The organism is Algoriphagus iocasae, assembly GCF_014206875.1.
In the GTDB taxonomy this organism is placed as follows: Bacteria; Bacteroidota; Bacteroidia; order Cytophagales; family Cyclobacteriaceae; genus Algoriphagus; species Algoriphagus iocasae.
On record NZ_JACIJO010000001.1, the window covers coordinates 562,907 to 589,796 of the forward strand.

Genomic DNA, 26,890 nt, shown 5'->3' on the forward strand with positions numbered 1-26,890 from the left:
ATTAAAAGGAATCAGGCTAAATAAAATCTATTGTGACAAATTAAATCTTAATTGTCCTCCAAAAGAAGTAGAAGATCTTCTATAAGCAGTGGTGACGCGAGGATCATTGATGGTTCTGTCAAAATAAAGTGTCACACTTAAGTTTTGATTGATTAAATATCCAACTGTCGGCCTGATCTGGATATTTAAGTTTCCATTAGTGATGGTACTTCCTTCTTCTATTTTTCTCTGAACCTGTCTAGTATCTACGATTTTTGTGTTTAAGCGAAGAGTCAGGTCATTTTTCAATATTTTTTGTTGCCCTTGGATTTTGAAAGGCACTTTTACCCCGGCTTTTGTATAGCCGATGTCAACTCCGAAGTCATTGCTTCTTTGCTCTGTTACTTGAGAGTTTGAGAAGTTAAGACCCAAATTCCTTTCCTTATTGTATTGGATAGCGATATTCAATCGATCCTTTGTCAATAGATCAAGTCCAATCAATGGTGAAAACCGTTCCGTCATCACTACTTGATTTAGCACATAAATAGGGATAAACTGTCCCTCATCATTGGTGGCATCCGCCCTTGGTATTCTTTGAAGGGTATTATAAAGTTCCAATCCTTGCTGGTATTGTAGGGAATTGGAGAAATTACTTGCGTCATATGTAGCAGTATAACCATGAAGTATATTGATGCTACTGAATATATCACTTAGGCCTTTCAATCTGGATAATCCTCGGTATTCCAATCTCCAGTTAGGTAATGGAGTTTTCGGGAAAGGATTTAATTTGGTTTCTGAAGGGTTTTGTCCTCTGTATGCGGCTAAGAATGAAGGGATTAATACGTCTTGGCCATTAATTGAATATTCTCCAGCAGCTGGATTTTCTGCATCTAACCTTCCTTTGATAACTGATCGATTATTTTCGAAGTCAGTAAATAGAGGCGAGTTATTTTCAAAGTCATCTTTAGAAAATGCTGTCCCTATCATAATCGTGGTTATACTATATGCTCCCAGTCGATTTGGACTTATTGATACAAAGTCACCAGGGTTGTCCATCGAATTCCTGAATATTTCCTGATAATCTCCCGTTTCCCTTTTGCTTGCAGTCAGTGTAATCCTGAAGTCCTGGAAAGGCTCAATTAAACTTCCCAATCTCAGGTTCATCGCTCTGTTTTGGCGGAAAGGTTGGGTTAATTCTGAACTTGGAGCCATGTATCCACCATTTGCCAATGAGTACCTCACACCAGGATCTTGACTTCCAAATAAGAATGCCAAACCAGGATTGCTAAATGCCCTGTCCATCCCCAGTAAACCAGTGTTTGGTAAATATCCAGGTAGGAATGTGCCTTCTAATAGCCCATAATTAAAGGTTACTTCTTTAACCATCATCAAGGCTTTTAGAAGTTTATTGCTGAAAGGCGTTCCGATTGTATCTTCGGCTTGGACGTTTCCTCTGCCCGGAACATTCGGTCTTTTAGGGGCATTCAGAGCTGCTAGTTTTTTGCTCTTATTATATAATCTGATCAAATCAAGTTTTCCTGTAATAGATTGATCGCGGGAGTTTTGGATGACGTTTCCTAAGGTGTCTTTTTGGCCAATAGCTCCTGTTTGCCAAGTGTAAGTAGCATTGTATTTATAATCTGCCCTAATCCAATCAGTAATCGGAGATTTGTCAAAAGGAATGGTGTAATTCAGGTTGACAGAATGGTTGTAATTCGTTTTTCTTCCAAAATTCCAGAAATTGTTTCTTATCGAATCCTGCTTGGCCTGAGAATCCAAATCACCTTCAGGCTCATCAATTACAGCCATAATCCTAGAGGAATAATCCACTCGGAGATTTCTGGTAAGATCCCAATTGAGTGTATAGAATCTGTTCATGAAGAAACTCTTTTGGAACAAAGGATCAACCCCCGAAGTACTGAGTTGATCGTTTCTGTATTGTGATCGCAAAAATCTTCTGTCTACATCCAATCTTGCTAAAATGAGGGTAGGAGCAAGATTTATATTAAAATCTTTGATGAGGCGTAAATATGGAGAATTCAACCATTCTGAATTTTTAAATGGTTCTAAAGTCCAAGCTGTAGGCTGGAAACTATAGGTGATATTTCCCTTGTAGGTCTTGAAATCATAATCTTGAATCTGGGCATTTGTCTGCTTGACCGTTCCATATGCATAGGAGAATGACAAATTACTGATGTCATAGAATCGATTTTTAGAATCAGGATTGGTCTTGATTTTCCTGACATTATTAAAGCTGACATTTTTCCTTTTCAATTGATCTAGAGCAATCCTTCGATAAGCATCCCTTTCCGAATCTGTTTCAAATTTACCCAAAGCTATCTCAAATGGGACATCTGGGTTTAGTGGATCGTATTCAGGTCTTGTCGAAGAGTTTTCTATACTGAAATACATTGGAATGCTGATTCCCAATTGTTCAGGTAGAAGCTTATGAATATCAATGTTGGTAGAAATGTCGTATTGAGTTGTCGACTGACGAGCTCGCTCAGATAATCTGGTTTCCAACCCGCCAAAACCAATAGAATTATGCCTAATCGAGGCAGAAACGACCGCCACATCAGCAATTTTTGCATTCAACAAGGCATTTGCTGCCCAACCATTGGATTTGGTGAAGCCTGTTACTCTTAATTCATTTGCCCAGAAGCAAATACTCTTACTTGATCCACCAGTATCTCCTGGATTTCTGGCACCAATCATCATTCCTTGGATCAAACTAAGTTCAGGTCTACCGACCACAGTCACTTTATATTGTCTGATTTGCTGCGAAAAAGGAAGGTTTAGAGGGACTTGATTATTGTCTCTTTCCACTTTGACTCCAACGATTTCCTGAATAGCGATGTCAATTTCATTTTCCAATGGCCAGATTTGCCTTGGGTCTCTCGTGCCTTTTGGAGTGATGAATAGAGGAACTTCGATTTCGTAATAATTATCTGTGTAATCCGTACCCATTCGAAGGAATGCGGTGATTTCTCCGTCAACTGCATCTTCACTGTCTGCATGAAGGAACATTTTGATTCTTTCGAATTGAACCAAATCTTGGGTGATATTTCTGAAAACCCCTCTTGCATCATGAGCTGCCAAATCTTCAATACAAACTCTTAATGACTGCTCGTTCAATCTTCTTTCTACAGTAGAAGTATTATCCCGATCTCGGTTTATACCCGGAGGAAGTACATACGGACTTTGGGTGGCGCTACCTTGGCTGTTTTGCTCAATACCAACAACATCCACTCTGACATTTGAAACATCTGGCTCGGGAATTTCAAACAGACCTCGTTCGTATAATGATTCTTGGAAGACTCTCCATTGGCTTCCGATCATTCTGAAATTGGCCATTCTCAATACAACAGGCTGCTCAAACTGAGTTAGGTAAGTTCTCATCCATCGAATGGATTTGAAACCTGAAATATCCCCCTGGACGCGATCTGGTTGTCTTACTGGAATTCTAAATAGATACCAGTCTACACTTTCTCCTCCTTCATTGTGAGTGACTTTGTCAACGATATAATTCTGGCCTACAATTAAATTTCCAGGCTTTAAGTCGATTTCATATTCGTAATAATTCTCAAGCTCATTGATAGTGTTATCCGTATTCAAATCCTCGTTGTCAGGATTATTGGAGCCAGATGGGGTATAAGGTAGATTTTGGTTAGCAGAAACTGGGGTATTACCTTCCATGCCGTTAAACTTCTTATATCTTTCAAGGATTTTGGCATCTTCCTGGTCAAAGCGTTCATCCAGATAATATTGGAATAAATCAGCCGAAACATCTTGATTAATGATGTTTCTGGCTTGTTGAGATACATTTAAACGGCTTAGGAATCTGGAATTGAAAAAGCCTGCTTCATCGTCATTTTTAAGACCATCCAAACCCACATCTTGATTTTCTCTGGATGATTCTGAGTTGTCAAATGCTGGTAATAGATATTGTTCTCTCGTAATTCTCCCCCATTCGTTTGAAGAGGTTTCTGAAGGATCACCATCGGCTGGAAGTCCGTTTTCGAAAGCATGCCGTCCATCTTTCATGACATCTTCCGAAATATCGCCAAGGTTCAAAAACAGCTTACCACCAGTTGTATTGTTTTCATTAAAAATCCCATCGAGAACCCTTCCGTTTTCTCCTTCAATAAATGGATCTAGCAACCAAAATTCGATGTATTCAATATTCGTTCTGTCAAAATCCACCTCAGTGGTAATGGCTCTGGTCACCCCTCCATAATTAAGTTTTGGATTAGGAAGTAATCCATCAAAAGTCAGATTGGTATTGTAATTATACATCCCTCTTTCGCTAGGAAAATAAGCGAGTTCAAAAAGTGGTTCTGGAGTGATGATTACTGTTCTGTCCTGTTGAGGGAAAATTTCCTGAGGAACAACCCTTCGCACATAGTGATTTCTACGGTCTTCTCTGGTAATGTTAGTAGGTACACCTGGGCCGCTTTCACGGTAAAAAATATTATCAATGTTGTACCAAGCAAGACGCGCCCTTCTATAAGTAGCTCCAAGTTGATCTTCTGTTTGATTACTTAGGTCAAATCGGTTGTCGTCTGTTTCAGGTGTAGAGGCAAGCTTCCAGTTTTGATTGGCTGCTCCCCCCAGATTAAATGGTGTTACGGCTGCCTCAAAGTCATCAATGTAAGATGCCTGATCTCCGTCGACTTGGTTGGATGTTCCCGGTATTAAATGCGCAAATTCTCCACTGATATTGACAAGGGAAGTCTCTTTGGTATTGGTAAATGGAAGGGCATCAGCCATTTTTGTCAACCACCTGGATTCGTCAGCAAAGTTGGCATCTAAGCCCCAAAGACTGTTTCTTAGGGTTTCATTTCCAGTAGCAATTCTGGTGACGTTTGGTCTTTCATTTAAGTAAAGGAAAGTACCTCCAAGATTGAATTTATCGCTAAAGAGGTAGTCCATCCTTGTTCCCAACATGCTCCTTGTTTGGAATGAAACAAGATCCGCTTTCTCGAAACTGATGCTAATTTGTTTTCCGGACTGAAGAATTGCATCATTGATAATAACGACCCTGCCGACATTATAATCAATTGTAAAATCAACTCCCTCTGTCAAAGGAATATTTCCTGCCTGTACAATCACAGATCCTGGAGAAATATTTAATCCAGGCAATTGGATTTCAGACGCTGAACCAGCTGTCAATCGGCCTTTAATAAAATATTTATTTAGTCTGGTGACTAATTCGGCATCCGCTTGGGTAGTACGATACAAAGTGTCATAGACATATTTGTCTTTGAGTACAATTTCTCCTGGGAGGAAATTCTTCTCTAAATTTGATCCAAATGGTTCCAAAACCGGGAAGACCAATAAGCCTCTATCGGAAAATATGGTGAGCCCTTCGACATAATCAAAGTTTCCGTCAGGAGCTGGGTCATTTTGAGGGTTTAAATTGTCAAGCCCAGTCAATCTGATCAGTGGTTTGTCTTTGACATTTTCACCTTCCAGTAATGATGGGTTGTCCAAGCCAGTTCTGTCATCTCTGTAGATTACCTGAAGTTGGAAACCTTCACGAAGGAGCTGATTGGCATTGAGGTTATACACGTTTTTCATCATCAAGTCCCAAGTAGGAACTCGAGGATTAATTCGGGCAGGTCTCAATAATTTCAAGAAAATCAATTCGTCTTCCTGGCGGTTTTGATAATCTTCGGTCAGTTCACCGACTTTGTAAACCTGTCCATTGTATGTGTATTCAAATGAAACAGCAAGTACTTCATCATTTTGAAGCTTTCTGAAAAGTGATAAGTAACCTAGTTGGGGGTTGAAATAGAATTCCGTCGGGCCTAATTTTCTTGATCCGTTTATTTGCTCAAAGTCAACTCCTTTTTTGAGACCCAGGCTTGATTCTATGGCTCTGCCGCCTGTGTCAAATGGCCTGAAAGTAGGATTGTTTGAAATATTGCTAAAGAGCAAATTGGAGCCATTAGCAGCAGGTGCACCTGGTGTTCCTGGACCAATATTTGGATTAGTAGGATTTAAGAGTTTTTGGCCTTCACCTAAATCCATGAAAGCCGCAAAGTTTCGCAGGGTTTCTGTATTGGAAGCCCTGTTCATGATGTAAACTTCAATTCTGGTTACATTCACTCCAGATAGCACCTGAGGAAGTCCACGAAGCCATCTTTCGTAATTATCACGGAAGAAATGCGCTAAAAAGAAGTGGCGGTTTTCATCGTATTTGGATGCTTGGATATCAAAAGATCTCCCTTGACCATTGGCATCAATAATCAATTGATCTCTCCGTCCTCTTTGCGTGGAAGCGACAGCGGTGACGCTCATTTTACCAAATTGCAATTGAGTTTTGACCCCAAAAAGGTTTTGAGCACCCTGGATCAATCTATTTTGAACCGGCATACTGACATTACCGATTTCAATGGATTTGATGATGTCTTCTTCAAATCCATTGTATTCTAGCTTCAGCTGGTTTTGAAAATCAAAAGAATTATTGGAATCGAAATTTGCTCCGATCTTCATTTTCTCTCCAAGCGAACCATTGACCGCCATTTGTATTTGCTGGTCAAAATTGAATCCTCCGTTTTGCTGCTGACGGATAGGTAGGGTAGGGTTATCAATCCTTCGGAAAATCGCTCCAAAATCGAGGTTCACATAACCAGTGGGAACAATTGAAATTTGATCTCCACCAAAAATCCGATCAAAAGATGGACTTACAGTCAAAGGAGGAATTAAACCTCGACCTTCCACAGCACTTTCTCCATCTCCACCACGAGATCTGCTTCTCCAGTAATCCTGCCTTACTTTATATTCCTGAATTTTAGAAAATTCGTCAAAATCGTATTCCTGTTCATTTCCAACCCGAGTACTATCGAGTTCTTCTACGATATTATATCTAAGCGTAGAATCGACCAGGACCTGGACATTTTGTTCAGTAAGTGGAGTTGGTAAAAATGGCGATTGAGGCTTTATGAAGGGGTTTCGGTAGGGGTAAAGAGGGCTTGTCCTCATATTTTGCCAAAGCAAAAATGAGGGAGCCATTCTCCTATAGTTAAGAGAATCGATTCGCGTTTGGAGGCTATCGGTTACGGTTTGTTGTGCCTGGGAAGTAGAAAAGGCAATAAAAAACCCAAACAGGATGAAGTATTTGGGCAAACCACCGAAATACCTCCTCCTGCAAAAAGTCAGTAACTTCCGAAAGTTCAATGCAGCTTCAAATTATGGTGTCTTTAAAGATGCTTTAATTAATTCTTCTAATGAAATTTCTCCAGTGGTTTTTTTCAATACTGCTGCGATGTTTTTTTCTGCCGCAGCTTTTGGGAACCCAAGAGTCATTAAGGCCTTTAACGCTTCTTCACGTACTTTATTGTCAGATTTCATGAAGCCAAATTGGGAAGGATTGGAATCTGTTCCGCTACCTTTTCCAACTTTGTCTTTGAGTTCCAAAATGATACGTTGAGCAGTTTTGGCACCTATGCCTTTTACATGCTGGATAGTCGCCACATCTCCAGATAGAATTGCATGTTCGATTTCCTCTGTGCTTAGGGAAGAAAGAATCATTAATCCAGTTGATGGACCGACTCCATTGATGGAGATCAGGAGTAAAAAAAGTTTCTTTTCTCCCTCTTCTTTAAAGCCAAAAAGAGTATGTGCATCTTCTTTGATATGGAGAAAAGTGAGGAGCTTGATCTGCTCCTCATCTTTTATTTTTGAATAGGTCTGTAAAGAAATCTTCACATGATAACCGATTCCGTTTACATCAATAATGACATAGGTGGGATCTTTGAAAACTAATTTTCCGCTTAAATAATCGATCATAGTGTTGATTGGTCAGATTGTGCATCCACTACTGCCACAGCCACCATATTTACGATTTCACGGATAGAGCTTCCCAATTGTAGGATATGAACAGGTTTGTTCATGCCCAAAAGAATTGGTCCAATTGCTTCTGCGTTACCAAGCTCGGCAAGCAACTTATAAGCAATGTTACCAGAACTTAGATCTGGGAAGATCAACGTATTTGCTTTTTTATTGATCAGTTTGGAGAATGGATACATTTCTTTCTGTATCTCATCGTTTAAGGCTACGTTTGCTTGCATTTCTCCTTCGATGATCAAATCAGGATACTTCTTTTTTGCAAGTGCAGTTGCCTTCGCCATTTTATCTGGAATGTCGCCTTTGGCAGATCCAAAGTTGGAGTAAGAAAGTACGGCAACTCTTGGCTCGATATTGAAGAATTTAACCGCTTCAGCTGTCAATCCAATAATTTCCACCAATTCCTCGGCTGTAGGATTTAAGTTAACAGTCGCATCTGCGAAGAAGAAAGGCCCTTTTCCCGTATTCATGATGTACATACCCGTCACCCTTTTGGTGCCCGGTCTTACACCGATTGTATGTAGAGAAGGAAGAACAGTTTTTGGATAATCTCTCGTCAAACCGGAAATGAATGCATCTGCTTGACCAGTTTCTACCATCATCGCACCAAAATAGTTACGCTGTGTGACTAACCTGGCAGCATCGCTTTTGGTCATTCCTTTTCTGTGACGCTTTTGGAATAAAATTTCTCCAAACTGCGCAAGTTTCTGACTTTCTTCCATCGGATCAATGATGGTCACATTTTGTAGATCCAAGGAGTTTTCTTCTATCAGCGTAAGAATACGCTCTTTGTTTCCTAAAAGAATTGGAATAGCAATTTTCTCATCACGAATGATTTGAGCTGCTTTCAATATTTTTCTATTGTCAGCTTCCGCAAATACCACTCGTTTTGGATTTTTCTTCGCTCTGGCGATCACAACGGACATCAATCTTTGATCAATGCCAATTCTTTCCTGAAGTTCAAGCTCATAAGAATCCCAATCTGTAATTGGGCTTTTGGCTACTCCAGATTCGATCGCTGCCTTTGCTACTGCTGGAGCGATAGTCGTGATAAGTCTTGGATCCAAAGGCTTTGGAATGAGGTAAAATCTTCCAAAACCAAGTTTATCTTCACCGTATGCTTTATTGACAATATCAGGAACAGGCTCTTTTGCAAGTTTTGCAATTGCATGTGCTGCCGCAAGCTTCATTTCCTCATTGATTGCTGTAGCTCTCACATCGAGTGCTCCCCGGAAAATGTATGGAAATCCAAGGACATTATTCACTTGATTAGGATGATCAGATCTACCTGTAGCCATGATCAAATCCTCTCTGGCTGCGATGGCCAAGTCATATGAAATCTCTGGGTCTGGGTTTGCTAAGGCAAAAACGATAGGGTTTTCGGCCATTAACTTTAATTGATCCTGACTGACTACATTTCCTGCAGAAAGTCCCAAAAATACATCTGCACCTTTTAAGGCATCACTTAATGTATGGAGATTGCGGTCTGTACTGAATTCTCTTCTGATTTCATCCAGATCTTCTCGGTCGGTTCTAAGAATTCCATCTTTGTCACATAGGACAATATTCTCTCTTTTTATTCCAAGAGTGATATAAAATCTAGTGCAGGAAATAGCAGCCGCCCCGGCTCCGTTTACTACCAACATGATTTCACCAATGTTTTTATCAACCAGTTCCAATGCATTGATCAAAGCAGCGCCAGAAATGATTGCAGTCCCGTGCTGATCATCATGCATCACAGGGATTTTCATTTCTTTTTTGAGCGTTTGCTCGATTTCAAAGCATTCTGGAGCTTTGATATCCTCCAGGTTGATGCCTCCGAAAGTAGGCTCCAAAGATTTGATTGTTTGAATCAGTTTCTTTGGATCTTTTTCGTTGATCTCTATGTCGAATACATCTATTCCTGCGAATTTTTTGAAAAGAACTCCTTTTCCTTCCATCACAGGTTTTGATGCTTCTGGTCCGATGTCTCCTAGTCCCAAAACTGCGGTGCCATTGGAAATTACTCCAACCAGATTGCCTTTCGCAGTGTATTTGTAGACATTTTCTACATCATTTGATATTTCTTTACAAGGTTCGGCTACTCCAGGAGAGTAGGCCAGTGCCAAATCCATTTGGCTGGAAAGAGGTTTCGTCGGGATTACCTCAATTTTTCCGGCTTTCCCTTGGGTGTGATAATTGAGTGCATCCTCTTTTCGGATTTTAATTGCCATAAAAGCTCTAAGTTAGTTTGGGTCAGGATCCCTGCTCTTCTGTCCAACTAACATTGGTGTTTAAAAGGATGGTTTCGATTTCGCGAAGTGCATCACGGTGAACTTCATTTGGGTAAAACACAAAGCCCTCCATATAATACAGTTTCCCTTTCTTTTCATCGACCATGAGATAACCTAAATAGGTTCCTCCCATACTCAAGTTGTTAGTTTTCCAGGAGCCCCTTATTTCGGTTGTAAAATTATCATTTATCACCATGTTTCGGAAAGCAGGTGGGATTTGTTTTTCAGAAACCATAAAAGAATTAGGATCATCTGGATCACCGAAAATTTCATTTTTGGTGATTTCATCTCTGAGTGCTACGATGTTAGCAGGGAAGGTTTGTTCTTCACTTACATAATCTGTCTCGTAAAAGAATAGGCTAATATCCGCCCTATTGGCAGTAGGAGTAGGCTGTCTTAGCCAAACAAACCCTGGTTTGCTCTTAGCAATTTGATAAGATGCAGGAACATTGACCTCAATTCCTAGATTTTTTTCTGTTTCAGCGGATGCGGCTGTGTTTTTTCTGGCAAGAATAATTTTCTCCAACCTTCCTCTTTCTCTTACCTCAAATAAATTAATTAACCTTGATTTGTTCTTTTTCAGGTTTGCAACCAATTCTTCTTCATTATTACCAAACAGGTAAAGAACTTCCTGACCCACTGCATATTCATCTTCCATGCGAAGGGTGTATAAAGAAGGATCAGCTTCTGCCTTTTCTTTTGATTCTTTTGAAAACTGAGAATTAATTACCTGACTAGCGGCACCCTTATCATCGAAAGTGGTTACATAAATTAGGTTAGTAGACATTTTGAGCATTCTTGTCATTGCTCTTGGATCTACTCTGTTCACCTTAAATCTTGACTCGGATCGAATCATCCCAGGAAGATCTGCTTCAAAAATTTCTTTCAGTTCATCTCCTACTGGACCGGCCCACTTGGCAGAATCGATCACTAAAATAATTTCTCCAATTGTACCTCTAGCTTTTGGCTTGGTACTGTCTGGTCGATTGGGATCATTTTCACAAGAAGTTAGAAATAATCCAAAACTTATAAGGGTGAAAATATAGATAAGAGCTCTCATAATTCAGCTGAATTTGGTTGTTGATACACTAAGGCAAACTTAAAAATAAGGATTCTGGTTTACTTAAAAATTTAAATGAAGTTAAAATACCTTAGAATTGAACTTAGAATTCTTCCTAAAATATTAGCCTATGATTAATTTTTGACCAGGTTTGATGTTGTTACTATTGAGATTGTTTAATCTCTTGATTTGTTCCACTGTCAAACCTGCATGTCTTTTGGAAATGATCCATAGAGAATCTCCCGGCTGAACAGTATAGAGAAGTTGTCCTGAGGAATTGGAAGTAGTCTGAGCTATAGTCGGAGGTGTGCCTGAATAAATGGTCAGGTTTTGGCCAACTCTGATTAGATTGGAATAAAGGTTATTCCAGGATTTAAGCTGAGTCACAGTAACCCCATGTCGGGAAGCGATTTTACCAAGAACATCTCCAGAGCGAACTTTATAAGTAATCGCATTCACTTGAGGTTCTTCTGCAAGCTCTTCAATTGGCTTCAAGGTAAGAACGCCGTTGTCAGTAAGATAAGTAGTAGGGGAGTTGTTTAAGGAATCGCTTAACCAAGCTAGATTTTGCTTGATAAATGATGCTTTTGCTTTAGGGATATTCAAAGCAATTGTCTTATTACTTTCAGGAACTTTTCCTCTTTTTAAAGAAGGATTTAAAGATTCTAAATCTTTTTCACATAGCTCAGTCAGTTCTGCCAATTTGGTCAGGTCAAGAGCTCTGTCGAATCTGATTTTTTCTGTAGCGCGGTAATAGGTTGGTTCTTCCAAGTTTAAGTTATGCTCTTCTAAGTGGCTAAGAATGTATAACATTGCCTGAACCTGAGGAACATAGCTTCTCGTTTCTCTTGGTAAGTAATTGTAGATTCCCCAGAAAGTTTTCTTGCCTCCTGATCTTCTGATGGCTTTTCTTACATTGCCTGGTCCACAATTATAAGCGGCCATGGCTACTTCCCAATCCCCAAACATTCTGTAAAGAGATTTAAGGTACTTAGCAGCAGCATCCGTTGATTTTTCAGGGTCCATTCGGTCATCTACATCATTATTGACATACATGCCGTACATTCTGCCAGTAGCTGGCATAAACTGCCAAAGTCCGATTGCACCAACTCTGGACCTGATTTGAGGATCTAAGCCAGATTCGATGATAGAAAGATATTTGATCTCAACAGGCATTTCATGCTTATTGAGAGTTTCATCAAATAGGTCAAAAAACAAGTCTTTCCTTGCCAAGACCATTCTGGTATAATCTCTATTACGAACAGTGAAATATTGGATAAATGAAAAAATCCTGTCATTCAACTCAAAAGCCATCTCATGATCCATTTTGGAAATGCGATCGGCTACTTCGTCATATGTGAAATCAGGAATGTATTCGTAGTGGTAGTTTGGCATCACTTCCTCCTCAGAGAAATTTGTTGCTGCCACATTCTGATCGTCCTGCGAAAAAGCCGGGGACAATGGTATCAAACAAGTCGAAATCACAAGTAAGAAAGTATTGTTCCAGTTTTTTTTCATCAGTTGATAAGAGTTTTAAGAGGTTAAATCACTTAAGTATTTGCTGAAGGCAAAAAGCTCAGCTTCTTTAAATGAGTTGCATATTACTTGTAATCCGATCGGCATTCCTTCAGCATCTTTTCCATTAGGAATAGAAATAGCCGGAACACCAGAAACCGAAGCCTGAACTGTAAATAAATCTTCCAGATACATCGCTACCGGATCGCCACTATGCTCTCCAAACTTAAACGCTGTCGTTGGCGTAGTTGGCATTATAATATAATCAAAATCATTCAAAAGATTTTCAGTAAAGTCTTTTATTAATCTTCTGACCTTTTGAGCTTTAGTGAAATATGCGTCATAATAGCTCGCACTTAACACGAAAGTTCCAAGCATAATTCTTCTTTTTACTTCCTCCCCAAATCCCTCGCTTCTGGTCAGTTTATACATACTTTCCAGATTATGAGCGTTTGGAGTTCGATAGCCATATTTTACTCCGTCAAACCTGGAAAGATTCGATGAAGCTTCTGCCGTAGTAAGGATATAATAAGTGGGAAGAATATATTCCAATAGAGGGAATTCAACTTCTTGGACATCATGTCCTTCATCTTTTAGCTTCTCAAGAATTGAAAGCGTATTTTCCTTGATTTCAGGCTGTAATGCGTGAGATTCAATTGATTCTTTGAGATAGGCAACTTTAGCCTTCTTGTCAAAATGAAGAAGTTGGCTATAAGGAAGAACGGGCTTTCTGGAAGAGGTACTGTCCATTTCATCATGGCCAGCCATGATTTCCAGAAGCAATGCGTTGTCTTTTACTGTTCTTGTAAAGGTGCCAATTGTGTCAAAGGAAGACGCATATGCGATCAATCCCCATCTTGAAATCCTAGAATAAGTCGGCTTCATACCGATAATTCCTGTGAAAGCTGCAGGTTGTCTTACCGAACCACCGGTGTCTGTACCCAAAGAGGCGGTACAAAGGTTTGCCTGTACGGCTACTGCGGAGCCTCCCGAAGATCCACCAGGTACTCTGTTTTCATCCAACGCATTTAACACTTTTCCATGCGCCGAATTTTCATTAGAGCTTCCCATACCAAATTCATCACAATTCAGCCTACCAATGATAATGGCATCTTCATCGATTAATCTTTGAATGGCAGTGGTTGTGAATTGGGATTGGAAACCCTGAAGAATTTTTGAGGAAGCATTTGCCTCATGATCTGCATAGCAAAGAACATCTTTAATGCCGATGACCATTCCGGCAAGTTTACCAGCTTTTCCCTCTACAAGCTTTTGATCGATTAAATCAGCCTGTTGTAAAGCGGAATGCTCGTAAACTTCGACGAAGGCGTTTAAGTGCGCCTTCGTCTTAATGTTTTGAAGATAATGATTGACAATTGCTCTACAATCAGTCTCCTTTTTCTCGAGCGATTTTTTGATTTCGTCGAATGAAATAAATTTCTCCAATGCTATTGGCTTAAGGGATTATTTTTTCTTGTCCTTCAGTCCCTCTTCGAGATCGTTTTGAATGTCTTTAGTAGCATCTTTGAATTCTCTGATTCCACGGCCTAGACCTCTTGCTAATTCAGGAATTCTTTTAGCACCAAATAATAGGAGGATAACAAGTATGATCAATACGATCGAGCCTCCGCCCATATTTTGAATGAAACCCAATGTAGTCATGATGATTTATGTTTAAGGGTAAATGTGTTGCAAAGATATAACTGTCATCTGCTTACACAAAGTAAACGGCCGAGAGTTATTCTTTTTTATAAATATACGATAAATTATACTATTTGGACGTGATCCAAGTGGCAGGATCCATTACGCTCAATCCTTTCCATGTCTGGAAATGTACCTCAGCTTGCCCGTCTGGCCCTGTAGCTACCTGACCAATTACGTCTTTTGAATTTACAGTTTGACCTGATTTTACAGAAATGGTTTTTAGCTTACTATACATGGTATAATATTCACCATGTTTGATAATCACAGTACCACCAAAACCAGGCATTGTCGTAATCTTAGTTACAGTTCCGTCAAATACAGCTCTGACATTTGAGTTAGGCTGTGTTCGAATGTCAATCCCATCACTGTCCATGGTGATGCCTTTCAGTGTAGGATGTGGATATGTACCAAATCCCTGTGCAATAAAACCAGTTTCCACAGGCCATGGTAATCTACCCTTATTTCCTGCAAAACTACTGGATAATGCCGCCGCTTCAGGAGTCATAGGCATGCTGCTTCCAGCACTTTTTGTAGCAGTACTATTAGATTTTTTCGCAGCTGCTTCAGCTAATCGGATCTCTTCCTCGATCACTTGCTTGATCATTCGATTCAATTGATCCTGTTGTTTCTTAGTTGCAGCAATTTGTTTTTGAATGTCCTTTTCTTTCTTAGACAGATTATTAACGATGCCTTGCTGCTCTTTTCTTGCCTGATCTAAAGCAAGTTTTTCTTTGCGTTCTTCTTCTAGAACTTTTTCTTTTTCTGCTCTTTTCTCATCCAAAGAAATTTGCTCTTGAGCCAGTTGAACGCTGACCTCTTGGATTTGTTCAGCCTGCTGTTTCCTGTTATCAGTGTATTGCTTGAGGTATTTCATCCTCATATACAGTTGATTGAAGCTTCCCGAACTGAATACAAAAGAAACAATCGATAAACCTCTGTTTAATTTTGAGGTGCTATAAATCATTCGGGCATATTCTGCCTTTAGATCTTTCAGTTCCTGCTCCAGTTTTTTGATTTTGGTCTCGGTTTCTCTGATTTCCTGATCTAGAAGTTTGATTTCTCGATCTAAAGTATTAACAAGCCTCGACTGAGTCTGGACTTTTTTAGTAACAGCGTTGAGTTCTCCAATAGAATTCTTCTTGATTGCAGTAGTCTGTTTCAGAATTTTGTCAAATTCTTTTAGACGCTCTTGAACCTCTGCTTTTTCACGTTCTAATTGCTCCCTGGATTTTTTGGTCTGGGCTTGTAAATCAGTGATATAACAGCAAAATAACAATGCTATTATAGAAGAAAAGAAAAGAGATTTCCTATTCATTGAAATCAAAATCTGAATGGGAAAGAAAGTGGATTAGAATGTGGTTCGATTGAATTCCACTCCAAATTTATTATCGTATTTTGACTGCCTTCCGGTAATTGGTAGGCTAATTTATACAATACTTCCAGAGGGAAAGGCTGTGATTCTACATCCTGAAAGTTGGGGAAACTGGCAAGTAAAGATCCTCTATCATCTAGCGAGTTACTGACCAATTCTGAAACTTTTCTGGAGTTCACATCTACCTTGCTGAAATAACGAACCTGATCTCGCACCTGTGTGAGTTCAAATGACTTACCTACTCGAATTAACCGGTCCTTATAATCAAATGGAGTGGGAGGGTTTGCCCAAAGCAAATTTTGAAATAATTCTAATGATAGTTTGAGACCATAAATCGTCTCAAATTCTTTGAAAGTTAGATTGACATCTTCCTTACCGATTCGGTCTTTAATCTGAATTTTCTCCTGAGTGATCAAACCGCGGACAGCCTCCATCCCCAAACCAGGAGAAACAGTAAACCATAATACACTGTCTTTTTTTGCGCGGAGATTTAAAGATCCTCTGGTGATTTTACCTGATTCCTCTTCGATGACGATTTTAGCTTTTGCAGAAAGGAAATCATAATCATTATAAATCGGAGAAAAGTCTTCCATCTTTCCGCTGCTTTGGTAGGCTACATTTTTCTTTGCGCAGCTCGATAAAAATCCAATAGCAAACAGAATTGTCAATCCTGCAAAAAGCTTATTCATGGTATTTGCCTTCTTTAATTTTTTGGGGAAGTTTATCTGAGGCTTCCGGGCTTTTCTCAGCTTTTTTCCAATAACTGATTGCTTCAGATTTATTCCCTAAATGATATAAAATGTCTCCATAATGCTCCAACATCACTCCACTAGGCTCTGCTTCATGCTCCATGGCTAGATCCATGTATTTTTTAGCGCCTTCGTAATCTCCACTTTGGAACAAAACCCATGCATGTGTATCAAGGAAAGTGCCATTATTTGGAAATCGTTTAACAACTTTTTCTGACATGGATTTAGCTTTCTCAAGATCTTGTTTTTCCAGGGAAAGGAAATAGGCATAATTGTTTAAAACCTGCTCATCGTTTGGATTGAGTTTTACGGCCATATCAAAGTTTTCGAAGGCCTTCTTTTTCTCTCCTAAATTGTAATAGGCATTTCCGAGTGCACCATAAGTAGCCTGATCCAAACCAATGTTTTTACCAGCATTCAGATTCATTGATTTCTCTAAAGAGATCACAGCCGAAGAATCCTTTTTCATGGCATTTTTAATCACGCCGTCATAAAACCAAAATTCTGGTCGTTCTGGGAATTCATCGACACCCATGATGGTGAATTTCTCCACTTCGGCAAAATCAGCACTCTCCCCAAAAGAATTGGTGATTACCTGCTCCAATAACTCTGCATTTTTCGGATCAACCTGAAGTGATTTTTTGAAGTTTTCAATCCCTTCTTCCTTCATTCCAGCTTTCATTCGCCTTTTGCCAATGGCTGAGAAAACTGCAGCAACCTGAGGGTGATTTAAAAGCATTAACCTTTCTAATTTGTTCAAAAGCGAATCCCTTTCGGAAGTCTGCATTTCGTTAAAAATGGATTCAAATGCCTGAGATTCTACCATAGGGTCTAAATCAGGATTTGAGAAAGCAGTAATAATTGATTTTTCAGAAAGTTCGATTTCTCCCTTTTCTTTTTGTAAAGTATAGGCTGCCATATGCAATTCTGGCTGGTTTGGAAACTTGGAGATTTCGGTGTTGACCAAATCCAATGCCTGATCCAATCGATTATTGTTGTAAAGAATTTCTACCAAATTGAGCACATAATCTGGATTGCCTGATTTTGCTTCAATCAGTCGCATTCCTTCCTCAATGGCTTTATCAAGGTTATTGTTTTTAAGGTAGATTCTTTGTTTTTGAGTAGTGACAGGTTCCATTACTCCGTAAAATTCCTCAGCTCTGTCCAGTGCTATCAAAGCTTTGTCATACTCGCCAGCATTCAGATAAATTGAAGCTAAATCTAAGTTATACTGCTGATTATTTTCTCCATCCGCTGTCAATCGATCTAAAATCTCAGCCGCTTTCAAAGGTTGCTTTAAATTGGTATAAATTTCAGCTACCATTAAGGCGTAATACTTATTTTCAATATCCAGGTTAGCTGCTTTTTCTGCATAAGGAAGTGCTTTTTCTGGTTTATTCCCTCGAAGTAAAACTTCAGCAATTTTATAATTGATTGCAGGCTCTTCTGGAGTGAATTCAAGTGCTTTTTGTAAATAAAAATAGGACTTGTCTAATTCCCCAAGTACGAGGTATTTCTCTCCCTCGATATAATAGCGCGTAGCTTTGGCTTCAGTTTCCTGAGCCTTTCTTTCCTTTTTAGAAAGCTTTTCCTGAGAGAATCCTATTGATGCACTGAACAATAGGAAGAATGATATTAGAAGAAATCTATTGAAAATCACGTGAATTGGAGTGTTCTGCTTAAGAATACAAACATAATGCCTTTTATGGAATTTGGCAGGTATTTGAGTTTAGGATAAGACAGATTGACTTTGCGTTAATCTATCCAGTAGATGCATAACGACTTTTTGTCAAAATTGATCCCAAAAGCACTATTATTTTACTTAAGTGGTCTTAGTTTTTGGCTTTAGGTAAGTTTTGATCTGATCCCTTTCTAACATCCAAATAATCAATCCGAAAAGGAGAATGAGGCTATTCTTTGCTAGGAAATTTAAGAACGGATTATTTAAATCCAGATAAAATCCCCCGTAGCTTATTCCAAAGGAAATTAGTAAGTAAAAAATACCCCTGCCTGTCTGATAGGGAATAGGATAATATTTTTGGCCATAAAGATAGCAAAGCAAGCACATCACAAAGTAGCAACTTATCGTGCTGAGCGCACCACCCATGTAACCCCAAATTGGAACAAAAATGAATATAATGGCTATTGTGATAATCGCTCCAACCAAAGTAATCCAGAAACTATATTTGGTCTGATCAGTGATTTTAAACCAAATAGAGAGATTGAAATAAATTCCTAAAAGCAAATACCCCATCAAAAGTGTAGGCACTATAAAAAGCCCCTCAGAGTAGCCAGGTTGTCTTAAAAATAATGGGCCTAACCATTCCAGATTGACAGAGATCGCAATCATCAACAGGGTACAAAACAGGATAAAAGCATGCATCACCTTTGCATAAAGTAGAGGGGAGTTTTTGTCTTGGGATTGTTTGAAGAAAAAAGGTTCGGCAGCATATTTAAATGCTTGAATGACCAGATTCATCAAAATCGCGAGTTTAAAATTCGCTCCAAAAATACCTCCGGCCTCTCTGGACGATAGGCCTGCATAGAAATTTGGGGGAAGGACGTATTCAAAGAGGAATCTGGAAAATAGCTCGTTTGTTACTCCAGCTAATCCCATAAATAGCAGAGGAATCGAATAAACCCACATAGGTTTGATGATTTCCCCTTCCAGTTTGAATTTAAAAAATCCTGCTTTCCACCAAACAAATGGAATTATCAATCCATTGGCTAGAAGGTTAGAAAGCAAAATGTACTCGACTCCCCAATCAGATCTATACCCTAGAAAACCATCTTGAATCACCCCATTTGTGATAAAATAAGGAAAACCAATGATCAGGAGGAGGTTGAAAAAAATGTTAAGGAGGATATTAAATATCTTGGCACCAGCGAAGATCAAGGCTTTGTTTTCCAGTCTCAGCTTGGCAAATGGGATAGCTAAAATCGCATCATAGGATAGAATTAATGCAGTCCATCTGTATAAATAGGATTGGCCTGGGTATTCCAGCCATTCAGCAAGCCATGGGGCAAGCAGGAATAATCCTGATCCCAAGACAACTGTGCTGGTGAGGAGCAAGGATTGAGTGGAATTGTAAACCCTTTTTGGGTCAAGATTTTTACCGGTAGAATACCTGAAAAAAGTAGTCTCCATCCCATAGGTGAAGACAATATTCATAAACCCGATGAGGGCATAAATACTCGTGAACGACCCCATAGCCTCTTTTGTGAGGTATTCGGTGTACACGATAATCATTAAAAAATTAATAGATCTGCCTAGAATACTGCTTAGGCCATAAACTGCGGTTTGTCCGGCAAGTTTTTTGAAATTGCTCATAAGGGAGAAAATCGGTTATTCTCCCTTGAAATTTGGTTTTCTCTTTTCAAGAAATGCAGTGGTTCCTTCTTTATAATCACCAGATTTAACACAACGGGCAAAGGAATTGGCTTCTGTTTGGAATCCATTTTCATCGGATAGATAGACTGCGTTTACACAATCTATAATCATGCCGATTGCCAATGGAGCCTTGCTCATTATTTTGGCTACAATTTCTTCGGCTTTTGCGATTGCATCAGCTTTGGTAGGTAATACATGATTGACAAGCCCTAGCGATAAAGCTTCATTCGCATCGACCATGTCTCCTGTCATCATCAACTCATTTGCTTTACCTCTACCGATGAGTATTGTCAGTCTTTGCGTGCCGCCATAGCCTGGTATAATACCCAAGTTCACTTCTGGCTGACCAAATTTGGCATTTGCGGAAGCAACTCTCATATGGCAGGCCATAGCCAATTCACATCCACCGCCAAGCGTAAATCCATTGGTAACAGCGATAACGGGTTTGTGGAGATTTTCGATGGTACTGAAGATTTCCTGCCCATTTTCAGCGAATTTCCTGGCATTTACCTCGTTCAATTCGGCAATTTCACTGATGTCGGCACCTGCTATAAAAGCACGTTCCCCAGCTCCGGTGATAATAACTCCTTTGATTGATTTGCTGTCAGCAACTTCTTCGAAAATTGCCTTCAACTCTTCAAGGGTTGCGAAGTTCAATGCATTCATTTTTTCCTCCCGGTTGACGGTCAAATAAAGAATGCCTTCTTTTACCTCTGTCAGAATATTATTGTATTCAGCCATAAAACGTCTTTCTGTTTAAAACAAATATACAAGCAGGGTCGCCAATCCCAAATTTTGTGACTTAGAAAAATCCATGAAACCGAGAGAGCCTTGAGTTTTAAATGGTTTTATTTCAAAGGATTTATCTTAATTTTCTATACCCAAAATTCCCTCAGCCATTTTTATTACTTTTGTGGCAAATTCAGTTTTAACTACATCCACTATTATATTATGTCTTCAAAAAGAAAAATCACAGTGGCTTATGGTGACGGGATCGGTCCTGAAATCATGAAAGCAACTTTGGCAATCCTAGAAGCTGCTGGAGCTCAATTAGAATACGATGTCATCGAAATCGGTGAGCAGGTTTATCTCAAAGGGATTTCCTCCGGTATGGAGCCAAGTGCGTTTGAGTCACTTAAAGAAACCAAGGTGTTTTTGAAGGCGCCTATCACCACACCACAAGGTGGTGGATTCAAATCATTGAATGTAACTACCAGAACTTCATTCGGGTTATACGCAAACGTTAGACCTTGCAAAGCATTTTCTCCTTTTATCAGAACACATTTCCCGAAAACGGATTTGGTGATTATCAGAGAAAATGAAGAGGATTTATATTCTGGAATCGAGCACAGACAGACTCAGGAAGTTTGTCAGTCGCTGAAATTGATCTCCAAGCCAGGTTCTGAGAAAATTATCCGTTACGCATTTGAGTATGCTAAAAAATACGGTCGCAAGAAAGTGACTTGTATGACCAAGGATAATATCATGAAAATTGCCGATGGTCTTTTTCATAAAACTTTTGACGAGGTAGCAAAAGAATATCCAGATATCCAGACTGATCACAAAATCATTGATATCGGTACTGCTTTGATCGCAGATCGACCTGAAATGTTTGATGTGATTGTGACCTTAAACTTGTATGGTGACATTATTTCTGATGTGGCTGCTCAGGTAACTGGTTCTGTTGGATTGGGTGGTTCTGCAAACGTAGGTGAAGAAGTAGCTATGTTTGAAGCGATACACGGTTCTGCACCAGATATCACTGGATTAGGAATTGCAAATCCTTCTGGTCTGTTGAATGGAGCAATCATGATGTTGGTACATATCGGTCAGCCAGAGGTTGCGGAGAAAGTTGCTAATGCATGGATGAAAACTTTGGAAGATGGAATCCATACTGGAGATATTTATCAGGAAGGACTTTCATCTAAAAAAGTTGGAACTGAGGAATTTGCAAATGCAGTGATCGAGAGAATCGGTCAGGTTCCAGCTAAGATGATTCCTGCTTCTTTTGACAAAGAGAGTACTGAGCCGATGAATATCTTTGTTTCTGAAAGACCAAAGCAAAAGAAGGAATTGATCGGTGTGGATGTTTTCTTGGATTGGGATGAAAGTGGAAGAGACCCACAAGTCCTAGGAGAGAAACTTCGTCAGTTGAACGTGGATGGATTGCAGTTGCAATTGATCACCAATCGCGGGATCAAAGTATTCCCTGGAGGAATGAAAGAAACATTCTGTACAGACCACTGGAGATGTAGATTCCAAAATGCTGAGATGTCTTCAATCAAGCATTCTCTTGTGACTGAATTGTTGAATCAAATTGATGCAAATGGATTTGATTTTATCAAAACAGAAAATTTATACTCATTTGATGGAGTGAGAGGATATTCACTTTCTCAAGGAGAATAAGAAGAACAGAAAGTTCGGAATATTATTTTGAAAGGGATTTGGGAAACCAGATCCCTTTCTTTTTTACAAATTTGATTTTATGGCCTGCTACTTGGTACTTTGTGTTGAGTAGAGGTACTTAAATTATGTCCAAAAAAGTTTTAATCATTACCTATTATTGGCCGCCAAGTGGAGGCAGCGGAGTGCAGCGATGGCTGAAATTCGCAAAATACCTTCCTGAAGCAGGCTGGGAGCCAGTTATTTTTACTCCCGAAAATCCTGATTTTGATCTCAAAGATGAAAGTCTGTCTGAAGAAATTTCTCCCCAATTAGAAGTGATAAAATTCCCAATTTGGGAGCCTTACCAGCTTTTGGATAAGTTGCGTGGAAAAAAAGAAACGCATCCCGGTCGGGTTTTGGAACAAAAAGAACAGGGCTGGATAGAGAAAGCTGCAATTTGGCTTCGAGCAAATTTGATGGTGCCTGATCCCCGGGTTTTTTGGGTGAAACCATCTGTTAAGTTTTTGACAGATTTGATTCGAAACGGACAATTTGATGCCATTATTACTACAGGGCCTCCTCATAGCATGCACTTGATCGGAAGAGATCTGAAGAGAAAAACGGATGTTTTTTGGCTGGCAGATTTTCGGGACCCTTGGTCTCAATGGGAGTTTTTGGACAAGTTACCCATGCAGTCTTATGTGAAAAAAAAGCATGCTCAGATGGAAAAATCCGTATTGAAAGAAGCAGATGTGGTGACGACTATTTCACCGACTTTCCAAAAGGACTTAAATAAGCTGGCAGATAGAAAAATCGAACTGCTAACTAATGGGTTTGATCCTGCCGATATTCCTTCTGACTTCAATGTAAAACCCAAAAAACCCAAAAGTCTAAACTTGGTTTACTCTGGAATAATTGACTCGATCAGAAACCCAATGCCCTTGCTACATGCGATGAGAGAGGAATTCAAACCTATGAAAGAAGAAGTGAATTTTACTTTTGTAGGAAGGGTTAGCGATCAGATTCAAGAGCAAATAGCTTCGGATTCTTGGTTAAAAAAGCACGTTCATTTCTCAGGTTATGTGTCACATGAGGAGGTTTTTAATTATTATAGTAATGCGGATTTATTAGTGTTGATTTTGACTAATACGAAAAATGCTCAAGGGAATATTCCCGGTAAATTATTTGAATATTTAGCAACCAAAATACCGGTTATTGCTTTAGGTGATCCAGATGGAGATTCTTCCAAAATCTTGAAAGCTGTGGGAGCGGCGCCAGTGATTTCTTTTGAGGATCATGTGGGGCTTCAGCTTTGTCTCCGAAAGCATTTTGAATCGGAAGGAACGGGTGAACAGATGCCTTCTATTGACCAATATTCCCGTAAAAATTTAAGTTTCCAATTAGCAAAATTTCTTGATGCAGGTTCCCTTTCTTGATTTGTCCAGAATGGATGATTCGTTAAAAGCAGCTTTAAAATCGAATAAATAATTCAAAAAATTCGTAGGTTTTTTTATAAAAAATAATGAGATCCTAAACAGTAAAATCTAAGCCGTTTAGGATCTCCAAAAGTTTTATTTACAGGTGTTTACCATCTCATTCCACCGCCATACATTCCAACATTGATTGACGGTGACATTCTGACTCCTCCATAAGGGCCTCCATAGTAGCTCATTCCCACGCCTCCTGATACATACATATTTGAGCAGGCTGTAACCAAAAGGGATGCAGAAATGATTAAGCCAAACATGATTAATTTCTTTTTCATCTTTTCATTGATTAAGGGTTATAAACTTGAACTGCCAAAGGTGCGCCGGTAGGATCCATCAATAAAGCTACGCTTCCATTTCTGATATCTGGACTTGGTTCGATTAATACTTTTGCTCCGGCATTTTTCGCTTTTGAGATTGTCTCATCCAAATTTGCGACTCTGATATAAGGAACCCAATGGGACCTGACGTCTGGAGCTGGGCTTTGAAGCATGCCTGCACAATTCATATCGCCCATTTTGAAAATAGTATAAGGCACTTTTTGGTTGTCAATTTCTTCTGTAGAATACCCTACTACTTCCTTATAAAAATTGGTGGATTGTGAAACATCATTTGTCCAGAGTTCCTGGCCAAGGAAAGTGTTCATTTCCGCTAATCCTGGTTCTGGATCGCCGTTGTTGAGTTTGATTAATGAAATACTTGCTCCTTGTGGATCTTGCAAAAAGGAAATTGTACCTCTGTTATCTACCTCCATCGCTTTTTTGACGATTTTCGCACCTTGAGTTTTTGCTTTAGCTGTAGCTTCCGATACACTTGGAACAGAAATAGCACCAATCCATTCCCCGGACCCATTTTCGGTTTTGTAATAAGCCATCAATGCTACAGGTTTGTCTCCTTGTTTGAATACCCAGACTTTTTTATTACCATCCCCATATGGGACAGTTGTCCAGCCGAAAACTGATTCGTAAAAGGCGGAAGAAGCTTCTGGGTCGGGAGAGGCAAGGTCATGCCAAACCACTCTGCCTGGTGTATAGGTGCTCTCTCCAATTTGAGATGCGATGGGAGGGGTTGCTCCTGGTGTACAGGCATATCCTAGGCAGGCAATGAAAATAAGAGTTAGAATTTTTTTCATTCGAATAGGTAAAAATGTTGTGAACAATTAAGATAGCTTAATTTTAAAAGAGATTTATAGAAGGAGTTTAATTTTCAGTTTCTTGTAGGTAATGATTTTTTCGAAGAGAGAAGATATTTTTTTCTATTTTCCCAGATGAGTTGGATCCAGGACCCGATTTACGTTAGTGGGATGCTCTGCTTTGCGGTTTTGATTTCCTTCTGGCTAAGCAAAAATAAGATTGGGAGGTCTTTAGGTACCCCAATTATCGTCATCATTCTTTGTGGGATTTTAGCTAATATCGGTATCATCCCTACTGCCACTTCTGGTCATCCTATTTACACCGCAGTTTTTGTCTATATAGCTCCAATGGGGATTTTCATAGCCCTACTTGATGTGGATTTGAAAAGTGTGAAAAGTGCAGGTTTTCCGATTCTTTTGATGTTTGGAATTGGAGCATTAGGGACAATAATAGGCGTTTTGGTAGCCTGGTTTGTGGTAAATCCTGCAGTTAAAATCGGACCGTTGGCAAATGCGATCGCTGGGATGTATACAGGTACTTATATCGGAGGAAGTATCAATTTTAACGCAGTAGCTCTTTCTTACCAGATAAATGAAAATGCCGATTTGTTTGCCGCAACCACTGTGGTAGATAATCTAATCGGCACGCCCTGGATAGTAATTACCTTACTTCTTCCAAAGTATTTGCAGAAACTCTTCCCTCATAAAAAGCTTCTTCCTCCCAATGGTGAATTGGGAGAAATAAAGACCCAGGAATCCATTTCAATTGCTTCATTAGCAACAATATTCGGATTGGCTTTTATAGCGATGGCTCTTTCCAAAGCCCTTAGTCATTTCTATCCGGCTATTCCAGAAATTATTACTTTGACCACTATTGCTTTGGTGATGGCGCAAATGCCTATGATCAAAAAGGTAAGAGGAACTCATACTATTGGATTCTTTTTGATTTTAATTTTTCTTGGAGTAATCGGTACCCTTTGTGATCTAAATACACTTGCTGGTTTAGGGAGTCTTGCAGGTCCCCTGATACTTTTTGTTGGGATTTTAGTGCTGGTTCATGGTCTAGTGATTTATGGTTTGGGAGCCATATTGAAAATTGACTGGGATATAGTCACAGTTGCCTCCCAGGCGAATGTTGGCGGAAATACAACTGCTTTGGCAGCTGCCGAAAGCCTGAATAGACCTGACTTATTGATCCCAGGGATTTTAGTAGGAAGCCTCGGGAATGCCTTGGGAACTTACGCTGGATTTTTTATCGCGGGAGTGTTGGGTTAATGAACCTTTGAGCCTTAGATGAAAATAAATAAATCTATGTTTTTTGACCTATATCAAAATTTTAGCTAATTTAATTGCTGTTTTACGAGGTATTTGTTTTGTAAATGAGCAATAGCATAAATTTTATTACTTCTAAATCTCAAAAGGCATCTAAAGATAGCCAAGCTGATGATAAGACTCTTTGGAGGAGTCTGGCAAAAGGAAATACCTTGGCTTTTTCCAGTTTGTATAATCGGTATGCAAACCCACTTTTTAATTATGGAATGAATATTTGCTACGATAGGGAAATAGTAAAAGATTGTATTCAGGAGCTTTTTACTTGGCTATGGACAAAGAGAAATTCTTTAACTGATGTGGACTCTGTCAAATATTATCTCTTCAAATCTTTCCGTAATAGCTTGGTGAAATCAATCAATAAAAGCAGGAAATTCACAGATGAGCCTGAAGACACATTTTTAGAGAGTGATTTGTCGGTTGAAGAAAAAATCATTGAAGCAGATGTATCTGTTTTAAATGAATCTATCGTAAAATCAGCCCTTGGAAAGGTTTCCAAAAGACAAAGGGAAATTTTAATACTTCGATTTTTTAATGGAATGGATTATACCCAGATTTCATCCATGATGGGTATAAGTGTAGCCTCTGCACACAATCTTCTTTCAAAATCCCTGAAGTTGATGAAGAGTAAAATCTGATTTTTAACAAAAGAGTACTTCTCAT

The 26,890-nt window shown here is 39.3% G+C and carries 18 protein-coding genes; 4 read left to right on the forward strand and 14 right to left on the reverse strand.

Annotation, left to right across the window (positions count from 1 at the left end; translation table 11 throughout):
• Positions 1-27: 27 nt before the first annotated feature.
• The 12 genes from sov to FHS59_RS02495 form a co-directional block, all read right to left on the reverse strand.
• Complete coding sequence (sov, locus tag FHS59_RS02440) at positions 28-6,996, reverse strand: T9SS outer membrane translocon Sov/SprA (protein WP_184492822.1); 6,969 nt, start codon at positions 6,994-6,996, stop codon at positions 28-30.
• A gap of 177 nt (positions 6,997-7,173) precedes the next feature.
• Positions 7,174-7,773 (reverse strand): Holliday junction branch migration protein RuvA, encoded by a 600-nt coding sequence (gene ruvA, locus FHS59_RS02445; RefSeq protein WP_184492823.1) that lies wholly within the window; start codon positions 7,771-7,773, stop codon positions 7,174-7,176.
• Positions 7,770-10,043 (reverse strand): NADP-dependent malic enzyme, encoded by a 2,274-nt coding sequence (locus FHS59_RS02450; protein ID WP_184492824.1) that lies wholly within the window; start codon positions 10,041-10,043, stop codon positions 7,770-7,772. The genes ruvA and FHS59_RS02450 overlap by 4 nt, the downstream gene beginning before the upstream one ends.
• Positions 10,044-10,065: 22 nt before the next feature.
• A complete protein-coding gene (locus FHS59_RS02455) occupies positions 10,066-11,163 on the reverse strand; it encodes a DUF4837 family protein (protein ID WP_184492825.1) in 1,098 nt (365 codons plus the stop codon).
• 123 nt (positions 11,164-11,286) lie between these two features.
• The gene (locus FHS59_RS02460) at positions 11,287-12,681 is read right to left on the reverse strand and encodes a LysM peptidoglycan-binding domain-containing protein (protein WP_184492826.1); all 1,395 of its coding nucleotides are present in this window, start codon (positions 12,679-12,681) and stop codon (positions 11,287-11,289) included.
• A gap of 15 nt (positions 12,682-12,696) precedes the next feature.
• The gene (gatA, locus tag FHS59_RS02465) at positions 12,697-14,124 is read right to left on the reverse strand and encodes an Asp-tRNA(Asn)/Glu-tRNA(Gln) amidotransferase subunit GatA (RefSeq protein ID WP_184492827.1); all 1,428 of its coding nucleotides are present in this window, start codon (positions 14,122-14,124) and stop codon (positions 12,697-12,699) included.
• An 18-nt stretch (positions 14,125-14,142) separates the two neighbouring features.
• Complete coding sequence (tatA, locus tag FHS59_RS02470; protein WP_184492828.1) at positions 14,143-14,340, reverse strand: twin-arginine translocase TatA/TatE family subunit; 198 nt, start codon at positions 14,338-14,340, stop codon at positions 14,143-14,145.
• Between the two features lie 109 nt (positions 14,341-14,449).
• Entirely contained in the window at positions 14,450-15,697 is a 1,248-nt protein-coding gene (locus tag FHS59_RS02475; protein WP_184492829.1) for a murein hydrolase activator EnvC family protein, read from the reverse strand.
• A gap of 5 nt (positions 15,698-15,702) precedes the next feature.
• Entirely contained in the window at positions 15,703-16,443 is a 741-nt protein-coding gene (locus FHS59_RS02480; protein ID WP_184492830.1) for a DUF4292 domain-containing protein, read from the reverse strand.
• The gene (locus FHS59_RS02485; protein ID WP_221444430.1) at positions 16,436-18,124 is read right to left on the reverse strand and encodes a tetratricopeptide repeat protein; all 1,689 of its coding nucleotides are present in this window, start codon (positions 18,122-18,124) and stop codon (positions 16,436-16,438) included. Before FHS59_RS02485 ends, FHS59_RS02480 begins: the two co-directional genes overlap by 8 nt.
• A 201-nt stretch (positions 18,125-18,325) precedes the next feature.
• Positions 18,326-19,834: a polysaccharide biosynthesis C-terminal domain-containing protein gene (locus FHS59_RS02490; protein ID WP_184492832.1), complete on the reverse strand. Its 1,509-nt coding sequence runs from the start codon at positions 19,832-19,834 to the stop codon at positions 18,326-18,328.
• A gap of 15 nt (positions 19,835-19,849) precedes the next feature.
• Positions 19,850-20,635 carry an enoyl-CoA hydratase/isomerase family protein gene (locus tag FHS59_RS02495; protein ID WP_184492833.1) on the reverse strand — a complete coding sequence of 262 codons (786 nt, stop codon included), beginning with the start codon at positions 20,633-20,635 and terminating at the stop codon, positions 19,850-19,852.
• A 210-nt stretch (positions 20,636-20,845) separates the two neighbouring features.
• Between FHS59_RS02495 and FHS59_RS02500 the strand changes: the two genes are divergently transcribed.
• Positions 20,846-22,300, forward strand: coding sequence for an NADP-dependent isocitrate dehydrogenase (locus FHS59_RS02500; protein ID WP_184492834.1), 1,455 nt, complete (start codon positions 20,846-20,848; stop codon positions 22,298-22,300).
• Between the two features lie 125 nt (positions 22,301-22,425).
• A complete protein-coding gene (locus tag FHS59_RS02505) occupies positions 22,426-23,715 on the forward strand; it encodes a glycosyltransferase family 4 protein (protein ID WP_184492835.1) in 1,290 nt (429 codons plus the stop codon).
• 149 nt (positions 23,716-23,864) lie between these two features.
• On the opposite strand, the gene FHS59_RS02510 is transcribed toward FHS59_RS02505, so the two are convergent.
• Both FHS59_RS02510 and FHS59_RS02515 read right to left on the reverse strand, forming a co-directional pair.
• The gene (locus tag FHS59_RS02510; protein WP_184492836.1) at positions 23,865-24,044 is read right to left on the reverse strand and encodes a hypothetical protein; all 180 of its coding nucleotides are present in this window, start codon (positions 24,042-24,044) and stop codon (positions 23,865-23,867) included.
• Between the two features lie 11 nt (positions 24,045-24,055).
• Complete coding sequence (locus FHS59_RS02515; protein ID WP_184492837.1) at positions 24,056-24,898, reverse strand: VOC family protein; 843 nt, start codon at positions 24,896-24,898, stop codon at positions 24,056-24,058.
• Between the two features lie 135 nt (positions 24,899-25,033).
• Between FHS59_RS02515 and FHS59_RS02520 the strand changes: the two genes are divergently transcribed.
• The gene (locus FHS59_RS02520; RefSeq protein ID WP_246388265.1) at positions 25,034-26,173 is read left to right on the forward strand and encodes a DUF819 family protein; all 1,140 of its coding nucleotides are present in this window, start codon (positions 25,034-25,036) and stop codon (positions 26,171-26,173) included.
• Positions 26,174-26,277: 104 nt separating this feature from the next.
• Positions 26,278-26,865, forward strand: a complete 588-nt coding sequence (locus FHS59_RS02525; RefSeq protein ID WP_184492838.1) for an RNA polymerase sigma factor — start codon at positions 26,278-26,280, stop codon at positions 26,863-26,865.
• The last annotated feature ends 25 nt before the right edge of the window (positions 26,866-26,890 follow it).